Source organism: Roseateles sp. YR242, assembly GCF_900109745.1.
Taxonomy (GTDB): domain Bacteria; phylum Pseudomonadota; class Gammaproteobacteria; order Burkholderiales; family Burkholderiaceae_C; genus Roseateles.
In genome coordinates this window covers 356,304-372,094 of record NZ_FOAV01000004.1, presented here as the reverse complement: position 1 = coordinate 372,094, position 15,791 = coordinate 356,304, and the positions used below count along the sequence as shown (strand labels likewise).

Here is a 15,791-nt window from a genome sequence, read left to right as displayed (position 1 = left end):
GCCAGTAGGGGGGAAGAAACCTGCCGATGGGAGAACGGAGCCCCACCGAGCGGAGCCCGTGGATCTGGCTCTGCCAGTCCACTGGGCTCGCCCCCTTGAGGGGGCCGGCGTCAGCCGGTAGGGGGGGAGCCTAGTTCTTCGATTTGTCGACGAGCTTGTTGGCCTTGATCCAGGGCATCATGCCGCGGAGTTGCTCGCCCACCTGCTCGATCGGGTGTTCTGCCGTCAGGCGGCGGCGGCTGATCAGGGTCGGGGCACCGGCCTTGTTCTCCAGGATGAAGCTCTTGGCGTACTCACCAGTCTGGATGTCCTTCAGGCACTGGCGCATCGCGTCCTTGGTGGCCGAGGTCACCACGCGCGGGCCGGTCACGTACTCGCCATACTCCGCGTTGTTGGAGATGGAGTAGTTCATGTTGGCGATGCCGCCTTCGTAGATCAGGTCCACGATCAGCTTCAGCTCGTGCAGGCACTCGAAGTAGGCCATCTCGGGCGCGTAGCCAGCTTCCGTCAGCGTCTCGAAGCCCGCCTTGATCAGTTCCACGGCACCGCCGCACAGCACCGCCTGTTCGCCGAACAGGTCGGTTTCGGTTTCTTCGCGGAAGCTGGTCTGGATGATGCCGGCCTTGCCGCCACCGTTGGCAGCGGCATAGCTCAGGGCCAGATCACGCGCCTTGCCGGTCTTGTCGGCATAGATGGCGATCAGGTGAGGCACGCCGCCACCTTGCTTGTAGGTGTTGCGCACGGTGTGGCCGGGGGCCTTGGGAGCGACCATCCACACATCCAGGTCTTCACGCGGCTGCACCTGGCCGTAGTGCACGTTGAAGCCGTGGGCAAAGGCCAGCGAAGCGCCTGCCTTGATGTTGGGCTCGACATCCTTCTTGTAGACGTCGGCGATCTGCTCGTCCGGCAGCAGGATCATGACCACGTCAGCAGCCTTCACCGCGTCGGCAATCTCGGCCACCTTCAGGCCGGCGCCTTCCGCCTTGGACCAGGAGGCGCCGCCACGGCGCAGGCCCACGGTGACCTTCACACCGCTGTCGTTCAGGTTTTGTGCATGGGCGTGGCCTTGTGAGCCATAACCGATGATGGTGACGTTCTTGCCCTTGATGAGGCTCAGGTCAGCGTCTTTGTCGTAGTAGACGTTCATGGTGGGTTCTCCAGAGGTTCAGCGGCTGTGGGCCGTGGGCAAAAAGTGGGAAGGGATGGACTGAGTGAGTGTGGCGGCGATCCGGCTCATACGCGCAGGATTCTTTCGCCGCGTCCGACGCCACTGGCGCCGGTACGCACGGTCTCAAGAATGGCCGCGCGGTCGATGGCATCGATGAACGCGTCCAGTTTGGCGGTGTCACCCGTCAATTCGATGGTGTAGGTCTTCTCGGTCACGTCAATGATGTGGCCACGGAAGATGTCGGCAGTGCGCTTCATTTCCTCGCGCTCCTTGCCAACTGCCCTCACCTTGATCAGCATGAGTTCGCGCTCGATGTAGCGCCCCTCGGTCAGGTCGACCACCTTGACCACCTCGATCAGCCGGTTCAGGTGCTTGGTGATCTGTTCGATCACGTCGTCGCTGCCGCTGGTCACGATGGTCATGCGGGACAACGAGGCATCCTCGGTGGCCGCGACGGTGAGGCTTTCGATGTTGTAGCCCCGGGCGGAGAACAGGGCCACGACGCGCGACAGCGCCCCAGGCTCGTTCTCGATGAGCAAAGCAATGATGTGTTTCATGAATCTTGTCCTTCGCGCTCTTCAGACCGGCGGCGGTAACCGACGGCCCTTGGCCACGCTGTCGAAGACAGGGAAATCCGATTCGGGCGCTCCGGGCGTTGCCACCTTCCACCACCAGTCGCCGGCCACGCGGTAACGTGTCCGGCGCTGGGCGTTTCCAGCGGCAGCCGCTTCAGAGATCCTCGGAACCGAGCAGCATCTCCGACAGGCCCTTGCCCGCCTGGACCATGGGCCAGACGTTCTCGGTCGGGTCGGTTCGCACGTCCAGGAAGACGGTGCGGTCCTTCAGGCGGATGGCCTCGCGCAGCGCGCCTTCCACATCCGAAGGCTTCTCCACCAGCAGGCCCACATGCCCGTAGGCCTCGGCCAGCTTGACGAAGTCGGGCAGCGCATCCATGTAGCTGTGGGAGTAGCGCTTGCCGTAGTCGAGCTCCTGCCACTGCCGCACCATGCCCAGGTAGCGGTTGTTCAGCGAGACGACCTTCACAGGGGTCTTGTACTGCTGAATGGTGGAGAGCTCCTGGATGCACATCTGGATGGAGCCTTCGCCGGTGACGCAAAACACGTCTGACTCCGGCTTGGCCAGCTTGATGCCCATGGCATAGGGCAGGCCCACCCCCATCGTGCCCAGGCCACCGGAATTGATCCAGCGGCGCGGCTCGTTGAAGCGGTAGAACTGGGCGGCCCACATCTGGTGCTGGCCGACATCCGACGTGATGTAGGTGTCGCGCTCACGCGTCAGGTTCCACAGGGTCTCCAGCACGTACTGCGGCTTGATGACCTCGTTGGACTGCTTGTAGGCCAGGCAATCGCGCTTGCGCCAGTCATTGATCTGGCTCCACCAGGCATTCAGCGCTTCCGCGTCCGGCCGGGTCTGCGCTTCCTTGATCTGGGCGATCAACTCCTGCAGCACATCCTTCACATCACCCACGATGGGGATGTCCACGCGCACGCGCTTGGAGATGGAGGACGGATCAATGTCGATGTGGATGATCTTGCGGTCCACCGACGCGAAATGCTTGGGGTTGCCGATGACACGGTCATCGAAGCGCGCGCCCACGGCCAGCAACACGTCGCAGTGCTGCATGGTCATGTTGGCTTCGTAGGTGCCGTGCATGCCGGGCATGCCCAGGAAGCGCGGGTCGGTGCCCGGCATGGCGCCCAGGCCCATCAGCGTGTTGGTGCAGGGGTAGCCCACCAGATCGACCAACTGGCGCAGTTCTGCGGCGGCCTCGCCGAGGATGACGCCGCCACCCGTATAGATATAGGGGCGCTTGGCCGACATCAGCAGCTGCACCGCCTTGCGGATCTGGCCGCTGTGCCCCTTCTTGACCGGGTTGTAGGAGCGCATCTCCACACGGTCGGGGTAGCTGAAGGTGGTACGGGCCACCGAGACGTCCTTCGGGACGTCCACCACCACCGGGCCGGGACGGCCGGTACGGGCGATGTGGAAAGCCTTCTTGAGCGTCGTGGCCAGGTCACGCACGTCCTTCACCAGGAAGTTGTGCTTAACGATGGGCCGGGTGATGCCGACGGTGTCACATTCCTGGAAGGCGTCCAGGCCGATGGCCGGCGTGGGCACCTGTCCGGTGATGATCACCATCGGGATGGAATCCATGTAGGCCGTCGCGATGCCGGTGATGGCATTGGTGACGCCAGGGCCGGAGGTGACCAGCGCCACACCCACGTCGCCCGTGGCGCGCGCATAGCCGTCGGCGGCATGCACGGCCGCCTGCTCGTGACGAACCAGCACGTGCTGAATGCCGTCTTGCTTGTAGAGCGCGTCGTAGATGTAGAGAACGGCACCGCCTGGATAGCCCCAAAGGAACTTCACGCCCTCGGCTTGAAGACTTTGAACCAGGATTTCGGAACCATTCAACTCCTGGGAACCAGGAGCCGAGGAAGGGCCGGAAGAAGAATGCGGTTGTGCGCGAGCGTCTGAGATCGCTGCACGTTTGATGTCCGCGTTAGACATGTCCATATGTCGAACCTCTGAGATTTTCTCTGACGAAAAACCATCGGTGCCCCTCCTCTCACTCTTGTGAAGCGGATTCGGAACTGCGCGGTCAAAAACCAGGGGGCCCGGGTCGGGCAACCAGCTTGAGACCCATACTGCGTTGTGCGAGCGGAGATTATGCATGGAAACCCGCCCTCCAGCCCGCCGCCGGCCACCGCCAGCCTTCGCAGAACCCGAAGGCACACTCTGCGGTAGTCATCGCGCGATCTCCCTGGTTCTATTTATTTCGCGGGTGCCATAATCCGCGCCAATTTGCCAGCCCGACCGCCACACCGTGGCGCCAGCCCTTGGCCACAGATAAAGAACTCAACGATTTTCTGAAGACGGTGGACAAACGTGCGTTCAAGCGCACGGTCTACCTCGTACGGGATGAGGATGCGGCGTTGGACATCGTCCAGGACGCCATGATCAGGCTGGCCGAAAAGTATTTCGACCGGCCGGCGGAGGAGCTTCCGCTGCTTTTCCAGCGCATTCTCTCCAATGCGACGATGGACTGGTTTCGGCGTCAGAAGACCCGCAATGCGTTGTTCAGCAACCTGTCGGACTTCGAAGGGTCGGACGCGTCGGACGAGTTCGACCTGCTGGAAACCCTTGAAACGAGGGATGGTGCGATGGGGGCGCTCTCGGCGGCGGACGAAGTTTCGCGTGGCCAGATGCTCGCACTCATCGACGAAGAAGTATCAGCGCTGCCCGCGCGTCAACGAGAAGCCTTTTTGCTGCGTTACTGGGAAGAACTCGATGTTGCGGAAACTGCCGCCGTCATGGGCTGCTCGGAGGGCAGTGTGAAAACACACTGCTCTCGTGCTGTGCATGCGCTGGCCAAAACGCTTAAAGCCAAGGGAATTACGCTATGAACAAGACCTCGCCGACGACGCCGCTCCCCCAGGAGCTGGACGCGCGCATGGCTCGTTTTGGCCTGCGAGTGGCGGCCGGCTTGACCGAACATGGCGACTCCCTTTCCGGCGACATCCAGGAACGACTGCGCTTTGCGCGTGAGCAAGCACTCGCCAAGGCGATCGCAGCGCGTGCTTCCCAGCCGGCAGCGGCCGCTACCGTGCACACCACGGGTGGCGGCACGCTGGCCCTGGGCGGCGGTGAGCGCACACCGCGCTGGTTGAAGGCGGCAGCCCTGCTGCCCATTGCCTTGCTGCTGGGTGGCTTGCTGCTGATTCAGCACAGCCAGTGGTATGAGCAGATCCGCAGCGCTGCCGAGTTGGACACCGACCTGCTGTCCAAGCCGCTGCCGCCGGCTGCCTACAGCGACCCCGGCTTCCGTGAATATCTCAACGAGAACCAGGCCGACCCCAATAATCCGAGCGACCCCAACGCGGACGAGTCCAAAGAGTGAGGACGGCGCCCATGGATAAGGGGGCGGGGCTGGCGAGGACCGGCCGGGCCTGGTTTCGTCTGACATCAGGCGTCAGTGCAGTCACGTTGACCTTGACGTTGGCGAGCCTGGTCGACGTGGCCATGGCCCAAGTCCAGGCGCCAGCCACTGGCGCATCAGCAGCGGCCATTTCCGGAACTACTGGTACGTCCGGCACCTCCAGCGCTCTCGGAGCGCCCGGCGTTTCGATCGCACCCGGTACTTCCACCTCGGCCACCTCGGCCCCCTTTGCTGCCTCCAGCGCACCGCGCGCGGCGGCCTCCGCCGTGCCAACGACTTCCAGCCTGCTCAGCCCGAGCTGGGCGTCCCTGAGCCCCAGCCAGAAGGACTGCCTGTCGCCCCTGGCATCCGAATGGGATCAGCTGGACAGCGCGCTCAAGGGCAAGTGGTTGGAGATTGCCGCCCGTTATTCGAAGTTAGCGCCAGAACACCAGCAACGCGTGCGCGAGCGCATGGTGGCCTGGACGCGCATGACGCCGGCCGAACGCCAGAAGGCGCGCATTGGTTACCAGTACGCTGGTGACTTGCGGTCCGAAGAGCAGGCTTCCCGCCTGCAGGCGAAGTGGGCGGCGTATCAGGCGCTCTCGCCCGAGGCCAAGCAGCGGCTGGCCGAGCGGGCCGCCGAAAAGTCTTCGGAACCCCGTGGTGTGGTCACGAAGAGCGGTGCAGAAGGGCTGTCCAGCCGCCGCACCGTGGCGACCGCAGCGGCGCCGGCGGTCCAGCGCGGCCCGCTGACCTTGACCAGCAACGGCCCGACGGTGGTGCTGGCTCGTCCGGGTGCCACGACGGTGCTGCTGACACAGCGTGCCGAAGTGCCGTTGCCTGGTGCCAGTTCGGCGGGTGGTGCGGTGCGTCCGTTGCGCTCTCCGCGCGCGGGCCACCTGAATCCGCAAACCTTGCTGCCGCAGGCTGACGCGGCCAGCGAGCCCACCGGGGCCAGCCGCTAAACTGGCCGGATGACCCAGCCGCAAGACTCCGCCCCGCCCAGCTTCAAGCGGCGGATGGCCGCTTTTCTGTATGAGGGCGTCCTGCTGTTCGGCGTCGTGGTGGTCACGGCCCTGATCTATTCTCCGCTGACCAATCAACGGCATGCCCTGAAGGGCATGCAGGGTCTGCAGGCGGCAGCCTTTGTGGTGGTGGGGCTGTACTTCGTCTGGTTCTGGTCACACGGTGGCCAGACGCTGGCGATGAAGACCTGGCATTTGCGGCTGGTGGACCGGCGGCGGCTGCCCGTGGGGCCTTGGCGTGCGGTCAGCCGTTATCTGCTGGCCTACCTGTGGTTTCTTCCCGCCCTGGTGAGCGTGCATCTCATGGGCATGGGCGGCAATGGCCCGGTCGTCACGGTCGCCTTGTTGACGGGTGTGGCGGCCTATCTCCTGCTGGCGCGGCTGCATCCGAACCGCCAGTTCCTGCATGACGTGATCTGCGGCACGCAGCTCGTCACGCAGCGTCCGATGTCAAAGACCGTCTTGAAGCCGGGCGTTGCTGGGGTTCAGCGCGCTGGTGCTGAGGGCGGCGACCCGTCCTGAATTTTTCCAGAGCAAATGAGCAATCCTCACAAGGGCCGGACTGGCCTGGACCGCATCCTGCGAGCGGCCGGTTATTCATGGGCCGGCCTGCGTGCGGCTTATCTGGGCGAAAGCGCCTTCCGCCAGGAGATCTGGCTGGCTATTGTGGCCACGCCGCTGGCGTTCTGGCTGGGCAGGGATTGGGTGCAGGTGGCGTTGCTGCTGGGCTCGTTGCTGCTGGTGCTCATTGTCGAGCTGCTCAACTCGGCGGTTGAAGCGGCCATTGACCGTGTCTCCTTCGAGCTGCATGAACTCTCGAAGCGCGCCAAGGACATCGCCAGCGCCGCTGTCATGCTTGCCCTGCTGCTCTGTGCCGGCATCTGGATCGCTGCGATCTGGCAGCACATCAAGACCTAGAGCCGATCCAGATCACCGCACCTTTGTGCATCTAGTCGCGCAGGCGCACCGCCAGGTGCCGCCAAGCGGGGCTCTGGTTAGCGACGAGGGCCGGCGCCGGGCCGCCCCAAGCCGGCCCGCAGCCCCCTCGGGGGGCGGTTTTGCGGGCCCGAGGCCCGCGAAACCCGGGGGCACCACACCCCCCAACAACCCAGGATCACCGCTCCTATACGCATCTAGTCGCGCAGGCGCACCGCCAGGTGCCGCCAAGCGGGGCTCTGGTTAGCGACGAGGGCCGGCGCCGGGCCGCCCCAAGCCGGCCCGCAAAACCGGGGGCCAACACCTACACCGCAGCTTCGTCTTGCTCACCGGTGCGGATCCGGATCACCTGCTCGACCGGCGTGACGAAGATCTTGCCGTCCCCGATCTTGCCGGTCTTGGCGGCCTTCAGGATGGCGTCGATGCTGCGCTCGACCTCTTCATCCTTGACCACCACTTCCACCTTCACCTTGGGCAGGAAGTCCACGACATATTCCGCGCCGCGATACAGCTCGGTGTGGCCCTTCTGGCGGCCAAAACCCTTGACCTCGGTGACCGTCAGGCCGGAGGCGCCGACTTCGGCCAGGGCTTCGCGGACTTCGTCGAGCTTGAACGGTTTGATGATGGCGGTGATCTGTTTCATCGCGGACTCCGGGAAAGGGGGGGAAGAACTGGCTGTGATTTAAGCACGGAACCTCGGCCCCGCCACCCCCCGCCAACGCCATTCACCCCCCTGCCGAAGAGCCCGCCACCAGCATCAGTCCGGAATCCGCGCCAGATCGGCCAACCACACCGTGGCCTCCGAATCGCTGGGGGCACGCCAGTCCCCGCGCGGCGACAAGGAACCCCCACTGCCCACCTTCGGTGCATTCGGCACACAACTGCGCTTGAACTGGCTGCCCCGGAAGAAGCGCTGCACAAAGATGCGCAGCACCCGTTTGATCTCCGGCAGCGGGTACTCATTGCGGCGCACATGCTCACCGTCCGGCCAGTCGCCGCGGGTGCGGTCGCCCCAGGCGTGGCGCGCCAGGAACGCGATCTTGGCGGGAGAGCAGCCGTAGCGGATCGTGTAGAACAGGTTGAAGTCCTGCAGCTCATACGGGCCGATATGCGCCTCGGTGCTCTGCAGGCCGGTGGTATTGCCATCCTGCGGTACCAGCTCTGGGCTGATCTCCGTGGACAGGATGTCCAGCAGCACCGTCTTGCCCTGCGGCCCCAGTTGCTCGGTCTCGGCCACCCAGCGCACCAGGTACTGGATCAGTGTCTTGGGCACCGACGCATTCACGTTGTAGTGGGACATGTGATCGCCCACCCCGTAGGTGCACCAGCCCAGCGCCAGTTCGCTCAGGTCGCCCGTGCCCAGCACCAGAGCGCCGGTGTGGTTGGCCAGACGGAAGAGATGGCTGGTGCGCTCGCCGGCCTGGACGTTCTCGAAGGTCACGTCATAAACGGCCTCCCCCTGTGCATACGGGTGGCCCAGATCCTTGAGCATCTGCTGGCAACTGGGCCGGATGTCGATCTCCCGGGCTTCGCAGCCAATGGCAGCCATCAGGCGCATGGCCTGGTCGCGCGTGCGCGAACTGGTGGCAAAGCCAGGCATGGTGACGCCCAGGATGTGGGTGCGTGGCCAGCCCATCAGGTCCATGGCGCGGGCCGCCACCAGCAGCGCGTGCGTGGAATCCAGCCCGCCGGAGACACCCAGCACCAGCTTGTGGATGCCGCTGGAGACCAGGCGCTGCACCAGCGCCTGCACCTGGATGTTGAAGACCTCGTTGCAACGTTCGTCCCGGCGGGTACGGTCCGCCGGCACATAGGGGAAACGTTCGACACGACGACACAAGGCCAGCGGTTGCTGCAGGTCCAGGCCCAGCACCACCGGTGCCGTGCGGAAGGCCTTCAGCAGCGGCGCATGGTGCCGCACCGAATCCCCGAAGCTGGTCTGGCGCATACGCTCGCGCGAAAGGCGCTCCAGGTCCACGTCAGCCACCAGCAATTGCGAGCGGCGCTGGAAGCGCTCGGCCTCCGCCAGCAGGCTGCCGTTTTCGTAGATCAGTGCCTGGCCGTCCCAGGCCAGGTCGGTGCTGGACTCGCCAGCGCCGGCCGAGGTGTAGACATAGGCCGCCAGGCAACGGGCCGACTGCTGCGCGACCAGTTGATGCCGATACCCGGCCTTGCCCACGGTGACGTTGGAGGCTGACAGGTTGACCAGCACGGTAGCCCCCGCCAGGGCGGCGTAGGACGAGGGCGGGATGGGGGTCCACACGTCCTCGCAGATCTCCACATGCAGCCGCAGCAGCGGCATGTCCTCAGCAGCCACCACCAGGCGCGTGCCGAACGGCACGCGCTGCCCCAGCAGCGTGACCTCTTCGCTCAGCGCCTCATCGGCCGCATTGAACTGGCGGGCCTCGTAGAACTCGCCGTAGTTGGGCAGATAGGTCTTGGGCCAGACCGCCAGCAGGCGCCCCCGCTGGAAAGCCACGGCGCAATTGAACAGCCGGTGCTCCACCCGCAACGGCACACCCACGATGGCGATGGTGGGCAGGTCTCGTGAGACGGTGAGCAGATGGGCCAGCGCCGCTTCGCAGCCGTCCAGCAGCGCGCGCTGGTGGAACAGGTCGTCGCTGGTGTAGGCCGCCAGGCCCAGCTCCGGGAAGGCCACCACCGCACTGCCTTGCGCCGCCGCCTCGCGCAGCAACTGCGCGGTCTGCTCCGCGTTGTAGGCGGGGTCCGCCACCTTGCACAGCGGCACCCCCACAGCCAACCGGGCGAAGTCGTGCAGGTAGAGATTGTCGAAGCTGCCTTCTCGGGGGAATTGACGGGCGGACACGGTGGAAGGGGACGTCGCTTGCATAGCCAACATCCTGCCATCAAAGCGGGGGGTTTGGTGTTGGGCCTAAGATTTCACCAACACTGGCACGACTGCATGACTGACACCAACCGCCCGACACCGCTGATCAGGGTCGATGACGACCCCGCCGAACTGCCACTGCAGGCGTGGAACGCGCTGCTGGCGGCATCCCCCCTCCCCTCACCCTTCATGCGGCTGGAATACCTGCGGGCGATGCACGCCTCGGGGTCGGCCGTGGTGAAGACCGGGTGGCAGGCGCAGTTCCTCAGCGTGTGGGAAGACGACCAACTGATCGCTGCCTGCCCGGTGTACATGAAAGGCCATTCGTACGGCGAGTATGTGTTTGACTGGGCGTGGGCAGACGCCTACCAGCGCCACGGCCTCACGTACTACCCCAAGCTGCTGGTCGCCGTGCCGTTCACGCCGGTGCCGGGGAGCCGGCTGCTGGCGCGGGACGACGAGGCGCGAGGCTGGCTCGTGAAGGGCTTGCGTGCGTTGGCACAGCGGGCCGAGCTGTCGTCCATCCACGTGCTGTTCGGGGACACGTTGGACCAGGAAGCCCTGGCAGCGGATGGATGGATGGCGCGGCAACAGGTGCAATTCCATTGGACCGGCGACGGCGCGCCGCGCAGCTTTGCGGACTATCTGCAGACGCTGCAGCGGGAGAAGCGCAAGAAGATCCAGCAGGAGCAGCGCAAGGTCGTGGAGGCGGGCATCCGCTTCGAGACACTGCGGGGTACGGCCATCACGGCGCAAGACTGGGATTTCTTCTACGAGTGCTACACGCTCACCTACCTGGCCCATCACAACAAGCCCTATCTCAAGCGCGATTTCTTTGCGCGCATGGCGGTAGAGATGCCTGAGCAGTGGTTGATGTTTGTGGCGCGGGATGCCCAAGGGGAGCGGGTGGCGGCCTCATTGGTGGCCATCGATGAACGGCAGCGTGCTGCCTATGGCCGCTACTGGGGCTCGACACGCTACATCCCCAACCTGCATTTCGATGCCTGCTACTACCAGCCGCTGGCCTGGTGCCTGGCGAATGGGTGGCTGCGATTTGAGGGCGGTGCACAAGGGGAGCACAAGATGGCGCGTGGGCTCATGCCTGTGGCGACCCATTCCTCACACTGGCTGGCGCACCCGCAGTTCCGTGAGGCGGTGGCGGACTTCCTGGAGCGCGAAGGTGAGGCGATGGGCGAGTACATCGACGAGTTGGAGCGCCATCAACCGTTCAAGGAATCGTTCAAGGCCGAGCCCCAGTGAACCGCGGGCGGCCGATGCGCGGGGCGCACCCCGGCTGGAAACACGTTCGATGATGTCGCACGTCGGCATGCATCCGGTGGGACGTCAACGCCCTGTGTGAGGGCCACACTGGCTTCACCGTTGGCGATGCGCTGCAACGCCATGTCCCCCACCTCAAGCCTCTACGACCATGACTGAAACTGTCTCTTTTGTTGTCCACCTGCCTGCCAAGACCGAACAGCGCGAAGCGTTCATGGCAAGTCTGCTGCCCGTGCTCAACGAGATGTCCAAGGAGCCCGACTTCGTGAACACCTATCTCCATCGTTCACTGCAGGACCCGGACACACTCGTCCTGTACGAGACGTGGGCTTGCTCGAAGGATGAGTTCCTGGCGAAACACCTCACCAAACCGTACCGTGTGGCCTACGAGGCCCAACTGGGGGAGATGCTGAAGGCTCCACGCAGCATCGAGTTTCTGGAACCCGTGCGCGCCTTCGGATGAATTACCGGAAGAGCTCCGGCTCGAACGCATCCAGGTCTTCCAGCACCGGCGCCTGGGCATCTGCGGCCCGGGTCTGGGTGCGCGCCAGCGAGGCAGGCGCCTGGGCGCCCTGCTTGCGCTGCTCCGCCATGATGCGTTCGCTGATCGCGGGGTACTTCAACACATCACGGGCATAAGCGGCCGCACGAAGATAGTCGTCCTTCGTCAGCCTTTTGGTGTTCAACTGAAGCAGACCGCCCGTTGTGCGAACAAATGACATGAGTACGCTCCGAAAGTACGGAAAGTGTAGCAGTCAGGCCGTGTTCGGCAAGCTGGCGCGGTCATCGGAGCCCGCAGGCACGGGGTCTTCGGTCAGGCACAACATCAAAAAATTGGCATAAGACCACAGCAGTTCGCCGGCCAGTTCACGGCGTTTCTCATCGCCCACGTCCTCAGCGGCATCCCCGGGCTCCTCGGAAGCGCCCCAGTCGTCAGCGCCAGCCCCCACGTCAGCGTCGGGGGAGCGGCCCGGTCCCCTGCCGGCCTCGGCCCGGGGGTCACCCAGGCCGTAGGCGGCGGGGGCTCCCGCCGCAGGGGGGGCGGCGATCATCTGGCCCACCAGGTCCACCAGCCCGCTATCCACCCGGGCCGATGACAGGGTCAGCACGCCCACGGTCGTGTGCGGCCCCCAGTCCAGGTCCTCACCCGCCACGTCGGACGAGAGGGGGAAGGCCACCACATATTTCCAGCGGGTGCCCGCCAGTCTGGTGGACGGTCCGGCGGGCGTGTCTTCCTCGCCGGCGTAGAGGTAGGCCGCCTCGTGCTTGCTTCCACTCAGCAGCGGGTCCACATACATCACGGGTTGCGAGCGCTTGAGTGCGGCGCCGATCACGCCCTCGCCCAGCGGCACCACCAAGGGGTGGCGCGGAATCAGATAGGGCTTGGTGGGCGAGAGCACCAGGGCCTGGATCAGGTCGTGCCGCGCCTCGTCGTAGGAGAACATGGCGATCTCGATGTCATCCAGCGCGCCCGTCTGCGAGGTCATGGACTTCAGTGCATCGCGGAAGAACTGCTCCCACTCCCGCAGCGCGGTGACATTGGCCTGCACGGTAGGCACATCCAGCAAGGCGGAGCGCAGGGCCAGGGTGCGGCCACGGCTGCGGGTGCTGTCCCGCGTGGGCGCCGCCAGGCGTGCTGGCTCCGCGCGCCAGCGGACGTCATACCGGTGACCCACCATCGGGTAGGCCACATTCAGCTCCCACAGGTTGTCGCCACGCTGGATCAGATTGGCCGATTCATGAGCGGTCAGCTCCGCGTCACTGACCCATTCCCCTGGCGCGCCGTGTTCATGGAACTGGCCGTACGGGTCCAGCGGCGTGGCTGGGTAGGTGCTCCAGCGCATCACCTGCATGAAGGGTTTCAGCGCCTGCTCGCTGGCGGGCAGCTGCACCTTGAAGACCAACGCACGCAGCGGCGCCCGCACCACATAGGAGGTCAGTTCCAGCTCCGGCACACGTTCGCGTGGGCGCCGCGGCTGCTGGTCGTCCTGATGCAGCGCCTCGCGCTCACTGGCGGCGACCGTCTCCCACTGCGTGATGGCGTAGGTGTTGAAGCACTTGTACTGGTAGCCATAGTCCACCGCCGGGCCGGTCAGGCGGCGGCCCACGTCGATACCGGCCTGCACCAGGCGCACGGGCCCCTTGGGACGGTTCACCCACTGGTGGCCAGCGCTCTTGGAGAGTTCACTGAGTTCGATGGTGTTGTGGGAGACACGCCCCAGGGACACGGAGCACACCACCGGCACCACCTGGGCCGGCCCGGGCCGCTCGAACCAATGCTGGGTCACGTCCTGCCGCACCACGGCCACGCCGGTCGGGTCCACGCCCACCGCGTGGGTGACCTTCTCGATCCATTGGCCCTGGCGTTCCATGGCCCGGCGGTGCACACGGGCCTTGTGCATCTCCACACCGTGAATCTCCTTCTTGCCTCGGGAGATTTCATGCACCGGGGCGCCACCACCGGCGCCGAAGTGGATGGAGCGGAACGACATCCGTCCGGTTTCCAGGATGTCAATCAGGTTGACCGAGTTGCGGCCGGGTTCCGAATGCGTCACGCCACCGCTGCCGGCGGCCAGCACGGCGATCTCGCCTTCGGTGTGGTGGTCGATGGAATACCCGAGCCGGCCAAAGGCGGCGTAGTGCTTGTGGCCATGCAGGATGAGGTCCACATCGCACCGGTTGAGTTCCTTGAGAACCAGGCCGGCATTGCGCAGCACGAGGAAGGGCTCGAAGGAGGTCAGGCCCTCTTCGATCGACGCCTCGGGGATGGGCAGCGGATGGTGGTGCAGCAACGCCACGCGCGGCACAAAGGGCCGTGCGCCGGTGTCGTCACGCAGATTCAGCATCAGCGCCTTGAGCTTGGTCACCTCGCGCGCATTGACGTTGCCGGTGGCCAGGCGCATGGCGTCATTGCTGTCCAGGTAGACCAGCACCACCTCCTGCGGGTCATCGCTGCGCAGCAGCGGGACGTTGAAGCCGGTCTCTTTCCCGCTGAAGAAACGCCATAGCGTGGTTCCCCACTTGATGGCGTACAGCGCCGGTGTCTGGAACACCCGATGCAGGCAACGACGCAGGAAGGAACTGCGCCGATATTGCAGATAGGCGGGCATCCATGCCGGCACCTGGATGGGCACCGCGCCGAAGATGGCGCCGAAGTTGGTCGAGAACGGCCGGAACTTCAGGTTGCCCCACGGACCGCAGTCATGGTTGCCCGGCACACAGCGGAACTGGACATTGCGTTCCGACCCGTTCTTCCGGTTCCAGTCGTTCAGGTGGTCGGTGAACTTCTTGAACTCCTGTTGCGCGGCGGCCAGCATGAAGAGCCCGCCGTGGTCGACCAGGTCGCCGGTGCACACCACCAGGTCGGGCCGCTCGCGCCGGGCCAGTTCCCCGACGTAATTCCAGACCGACTCGTCGAAGTGGTTGCCGAAATGCACGTCCGACAGGTGGAAGATGCGGAACGGCCGCGCGGCGCGGGGCGTTTCGCCAGCCTTGTGGGGACGGCCTGCGGTGGCGTGACCGGATGGGGCCACGGCAGGATCCGGCCCGGCGTCTGCGGCCGGCGCCCCACCCGCTGATGAGGGTGCGTAACCACCCGCCCGCGCTTGTGCAGGACGTGAGCCGTCGTCGAGTCTGTCTTTCACCACATCTCCCTCGGCCATTTCGCACTTCCTGATGCTTTGACCGTATTTGTATGGAAGGCGAACCGCTTCATCGCTGATCGCCCGCCACTGGAAGACACATTGTGCGTCCTCCGGTAGCTCATGCCGTGATCCAGGCCCATCCGAGGCGCGTTCTGTTACCCGTTCTGTTACCGAGTGGCAGCGGGCCAGGCTGTCCAGATCCTGTCCGTGGCCGCGTCCGGGCCAGAAACAACAAAGGCGCCCTTAGGCGCCTTTGCGGGAGAGAGATCGAGAGGTCTCAATCGGCCTGCTGGGCCTTGGCGTAGTTCGCCATGCCGTTGGTGATCTCGGCCTTGGCCTCGTCAGGGCCCTTCCAGCCCTTGACCTTCACCCACTTGCCGGCTTCCAGGTCCTTGTAGTGCTCGAAGAAATGCTGGATGGCCTTCAGGCGCATCTGGTTGATGTCTTCCGGCTTGGTCCAGTGTTCGTAGATCGGCAGGATCTTGGTGGTAGGCACGGCCAGCAGCTTGGCGTCGCCGCCGGCTTCGTCGTCCATGTCCAGCATGCCGATGGCACGGCAGGTCACCACCACGCCGGGGGTGAGGGGGAAGGGGGTGATGACCAGCACGTCCACGGGGTCCCCGTCGTCGGCCAGGGTCTGGGGCACATAGCCATAGTTGCACGGGTAGTGCATGGCGGTCGTCATGAAGCGGTCGACGAACAGGGCGCCGCTTTCCTTATCGACTTCGTACTTGATCGGATCCGCGTTCATCGGGATCTCGATCACGACGTTGAACTGTTCGGGGGCCTTCGGGCCGGGGGTGACTTTATGGAGGCTCATGGTGGTGGACAGCAAGGAATGCGGTAGACGGCGATTCTAGAGGCTCCGCCCAGCACCCCTTTTCCGCATGTCGGAAACTGCATGCCGGAAACCGCCTGCCGGACCGCCTGCCTGAAGCTGCCTGCCTGA

The 15,791-nt window shown here is 64.9% G+C and carries 15 protein-coding genes; 7 read left to right on the top strand and 8 right to left on the bottom strand.

Annotated features, from left to right (window positions below; genetic code table 11):
• Window positions 1-130 precede the first annotated feature (130 nt).
• The 3 genes from ilvC to BMY53_RS11195 form a co-directional block, all read right to left on the bottom strand.
• Window positions 131-1,147, bottom strand: a complete 1,017-nt coding sequence (ilvC, locus tag BMY53_RS11205) for a ketol-acid reductoisomerase (protein ID WP_092946511.1) — start codon at window positions 1,145-1,147, stop codon at window positions 131-133.
• A gap of 86 nt (window positions 1,148-1,233) precedes the next feature.
• On the bottom strand, window positions 1,234-1,725 hold the full coding sequence (gene ilvN, locus BMY53_RS11200) for an acetolactate synthase small subunit (protein ID WP_092946509.1): 492 nt from the start codon (window positions 1,723-1,725) through the stop codon (window positions 1,234-1,236).
• Window positions 1,726-1,897: 172 nt separating this feature from the next.
• Window positions 1,898-3,706: an acetolactate synthase 3 catalytic subunit gene (locus tag BMY53_RS11195; protein WP_092946507.1), complete on the bottom strand. Its 1,809-nt coding sequence runs from the start codon at window positions 3,704-3,706 to the stop codon at window positions 1,898-1,900.
• Window positions 3,707-4,029: 323 nt separating this feature from the next.
• Here BMY53_RS11195 and BMY53_RS11190 point away from each other — a divergent pair, with 323 nt between their 5' ends.
• From BMY53_RS11190 to BMY53_RS11170, 5 genes are all read left to right on the top strand, one after another.
• A complete protein-coding gene (locus BMY53_RS11190) occupies window positions 4,030-4,596 on the top strand; it encodes an RNA polymerase sigma factor (RefSeq protein WP_092946505.1) in 567 nt (188 codons plus the stop codon).
• Window positions 4,593-5,090, top strand: a complete 498-nt coding sequence (locus BMY53_RS11185; RefSeq protein WP_255370141.1) for a DUF3619 family protein — start codon at window positions 4,593-4,595, stop codon at window positions 5,088-5,090. Before BMY53_RS11190 ends, BMY53_RS11185 begins: the two co-directional genes overlap by 4 nt.
• 86 nt (window positions 5,091-5,176) lie before the next feature.
• Window positions 5,177-6,076, top strand: a complete 900-nt coding sequence (locus tag BMY53_RS11180; RefSeq protein ID WP_177200830.1) for a DUF3106 domain-containing protein — start codon at window positions 5,177-5,179, stop codon at window positions 6,074-6,076.
• A gap of 9 nt (window positions 6,077-6,085) precedes the next feature.
• Window positions 6,086-6,658 carry an RDD family protein gene (locus BMY53_RS11175; RefSeq protein WP_092946501.1) on the top strand — a complete coding sequence of 191 codons (573 nt, stop codon included), beginning with the start codon at window positions 6,086-6,088 and terminating at the stop codon, window positions 6,656-6,658.
• A gap of 15 nt (window positions 6,659-6,673) precedes the next feature.
• The gene (locus tag BMY53_RS11170) at window positions 6,674-7,054 is read left to right on the top strand and encodes a diacylglycerol kinase (protein WP_092946499.1); all 381 of its coding nucleotides are present in this window, start codon (window positions 6,674-6,676) and stop codon (window positions 7,052-7,054) included.
• Window positions 7,055-7,376: 322 nt separating this feature from the next.
• Here BMY53_RS11170 and BMY53_RS11165 read toward each other — a convergent pair whose 3' ends face one another.
• Window positions 7,377-7,715: a P-II family nitrogen regulator gene (locus BMY53_RS11165; RefSeq protein WP_092946497.1), complete on the bottom strand. Its 339-nt coding sequence runs from the start codon at window positions 7,713-7,715 to the stop codon at window positions 7,377-7,379.
• A gap of 114 nt (window positions 7,716-7,829) precedes the next feature.
• Window positions 7,830-9,923 (bottom strand): NAD(+) synthase, encoded by a 2,094-nt coding sequence (locus BMY53_RS11160; protein WP_092946495.1) that lies wholly within the window; start codon window positions 9,921-9,923, stop codon window positions 7,830-7,832.
• A 72-nt stretch (window positions 9,924-9,995) separates the two neighbouring features.
• On the opposite strand from BMY53_RS11160, the gene BMY53_RS11155 reads away from it, so the two are divergent.
• Window positions 9,996-11,180, top strand: coding sequence for a GNAT family N-acetyltransferase (locus tag BMY53_RS11155; protein ID WP_092946493.1), 1,185 nt, complete (start codon window positions 9,996-9,998; stop codon window positions 11,178-11,180).
• A 169-nt stretch (window positions 11,181-11,349) separates the two neighbouring features.
• Window positions 11,350-11,661 carry a putative quinol monooxygenase gene (locus BMY53_RS11150; protein WP_092946491.1) on the top strand — a complete coding sequence of 104 codons (312 nt, stop codon included), beginning with the start codon at window positions 11,350-11,352 and terminating at the stop codon, window positions 11,659-11,661.
• A 1-nt stretch (window position 11,662) separates the two neighbouring features.
• Here the strand turns inward: BMY53_RS11150 and BMY53_RS11145 are convergent, their stop codons facing one another.
• The 3 genes from BMY53_RS11145 to ppa form a co-directional block, all read right to left on the bottom strand.
• Window positions 11,663-11,920: a hypothetical protein gene (locus tag BMY53_RS11145; protein WP_092946489.1), complete on the bottom strand. Its 258-nt coding sequence runs from the start codon at window positions 11,918-11,920 to the stop codon at window positions 11,663-11,665.
• Window positions 11,921-11,953: 33 nt separating this feature from the next.
• On the bottom strand, window positions 11,954-14,842 hold the full coding sequence (locus BMY53_RS11140; RefSeq protein WP_177200829.1) for a metallophosphoesterase family protein: 2,889 nt from the start codon (window positions 14,840-14,842) through the stop codon (window positions 11,954-11,956).
• 277 nt (window positions 14,843-15,119) lie between these two features.
• Window positions 15,120-15,662, bottom strand: a complete 543-nt coding sequence (gene ppa / locus BMY53_RS11135; RefSeq protein ID WP_092946595.1) for an inorganic diphosphatase — start codon at window positions 15,660-15,662, stop codon at window positions 15,120-15,122.
• Between the last annotated feature and the right edge of the window lie 129 nt (window positions 15,663-15,791).

What these genes read in the sequence shown, in the direction of transcription:
- ilvC (WP_092946511.1), bottom strand. Translation starts at nt 1,147, where the DNA reads ATGAACGTCTACTACGACAAAGACGCTGACCTGAGCCTCATCAAGGGC.
- ilvN (WP_092946509.1), bottom strand. Translation starts at nt 1,725, where the DNA reads ATGAAACACATCATTGCTTTGCTCATCGAGAACGAGCCTGGGGCGCTG.
- BMY53_RS11195 (WP_092946507.1), bottom strand. Translation starts at nt 3,706, where the DNA reads ATGGACATGTCTAACGCGGACATCAAACGTGCAGCGATCTCAGACGCT.
- BMY53_RS11185 (WP_255370141.1), top strand. Translation starts at nt 4,593, where the DNA reads ATGAACAAGACCTCGCCGACGACGCCGCTCCCCCAGGAGCTGGACGCG.
- BMY53_RS11175 (WP_092946501.1), top strand. Translation starts at nt 6,086, where the DNA reads ATGACCCAGCCGCAAGACTCCGCCCCGCCCAGCTTCAAGCGGCGGATG.
- BMY53_RS11170 (WP_092946499.1), top strand. Translation starts at nt 6,674, where the DNA reads ATGAGCAATCCTCACAAGGGCCGGACTGGCCTGGACCGCATCCTGCGA.
- BMY53_RS11165 (WP_092946497.1), bottom strand. Translation starts at nt 7,715, where the DNA reads ATGAAACAGATCACCGCCATCATCAAACCGTTCAAGCTCGACGAAGTC.
- BMY53_RS11160 (WP_092946495.1), bottom strand. Translation starts at nt 9,923, where the DNA reads ATGCAAGCGACGTCCCCTTCCACCGTGTCCGCCCGTCAATTCCCCCGA.
- BMY53_RS11155 (WP_092946493.1), top strand. Translation starts at nt 9,996, where the DNA reads ATGACTGACACCAACCGCCCGACACCGCTGATCAGGGTCGATGACGAC.
- BMY53_RS11150 (WP_092946491.1), top strand. Translation starts at nt 11,350, where the DNA reads ATGACTGAAACTGTCTCTTTTGTTGTCCACCTGCCTGCCAAGACCGAA.
- BMY53_RS11145 (WP_092946489.1), bottom strand. Translation starts at nt 11,920, where the DNA reads ATGTCATTTGTTCGCACAACGGGCGGTCTGCTTCAGTTGAACACCAAA.
- ppa (WP_092946595.1), bottom strand. Translation starts at nt 15,662, where the DNA reads ATGAGCCTCCATAAAGTCACCCCCGGCCCGAAGGCCCCCGAACAGTTC.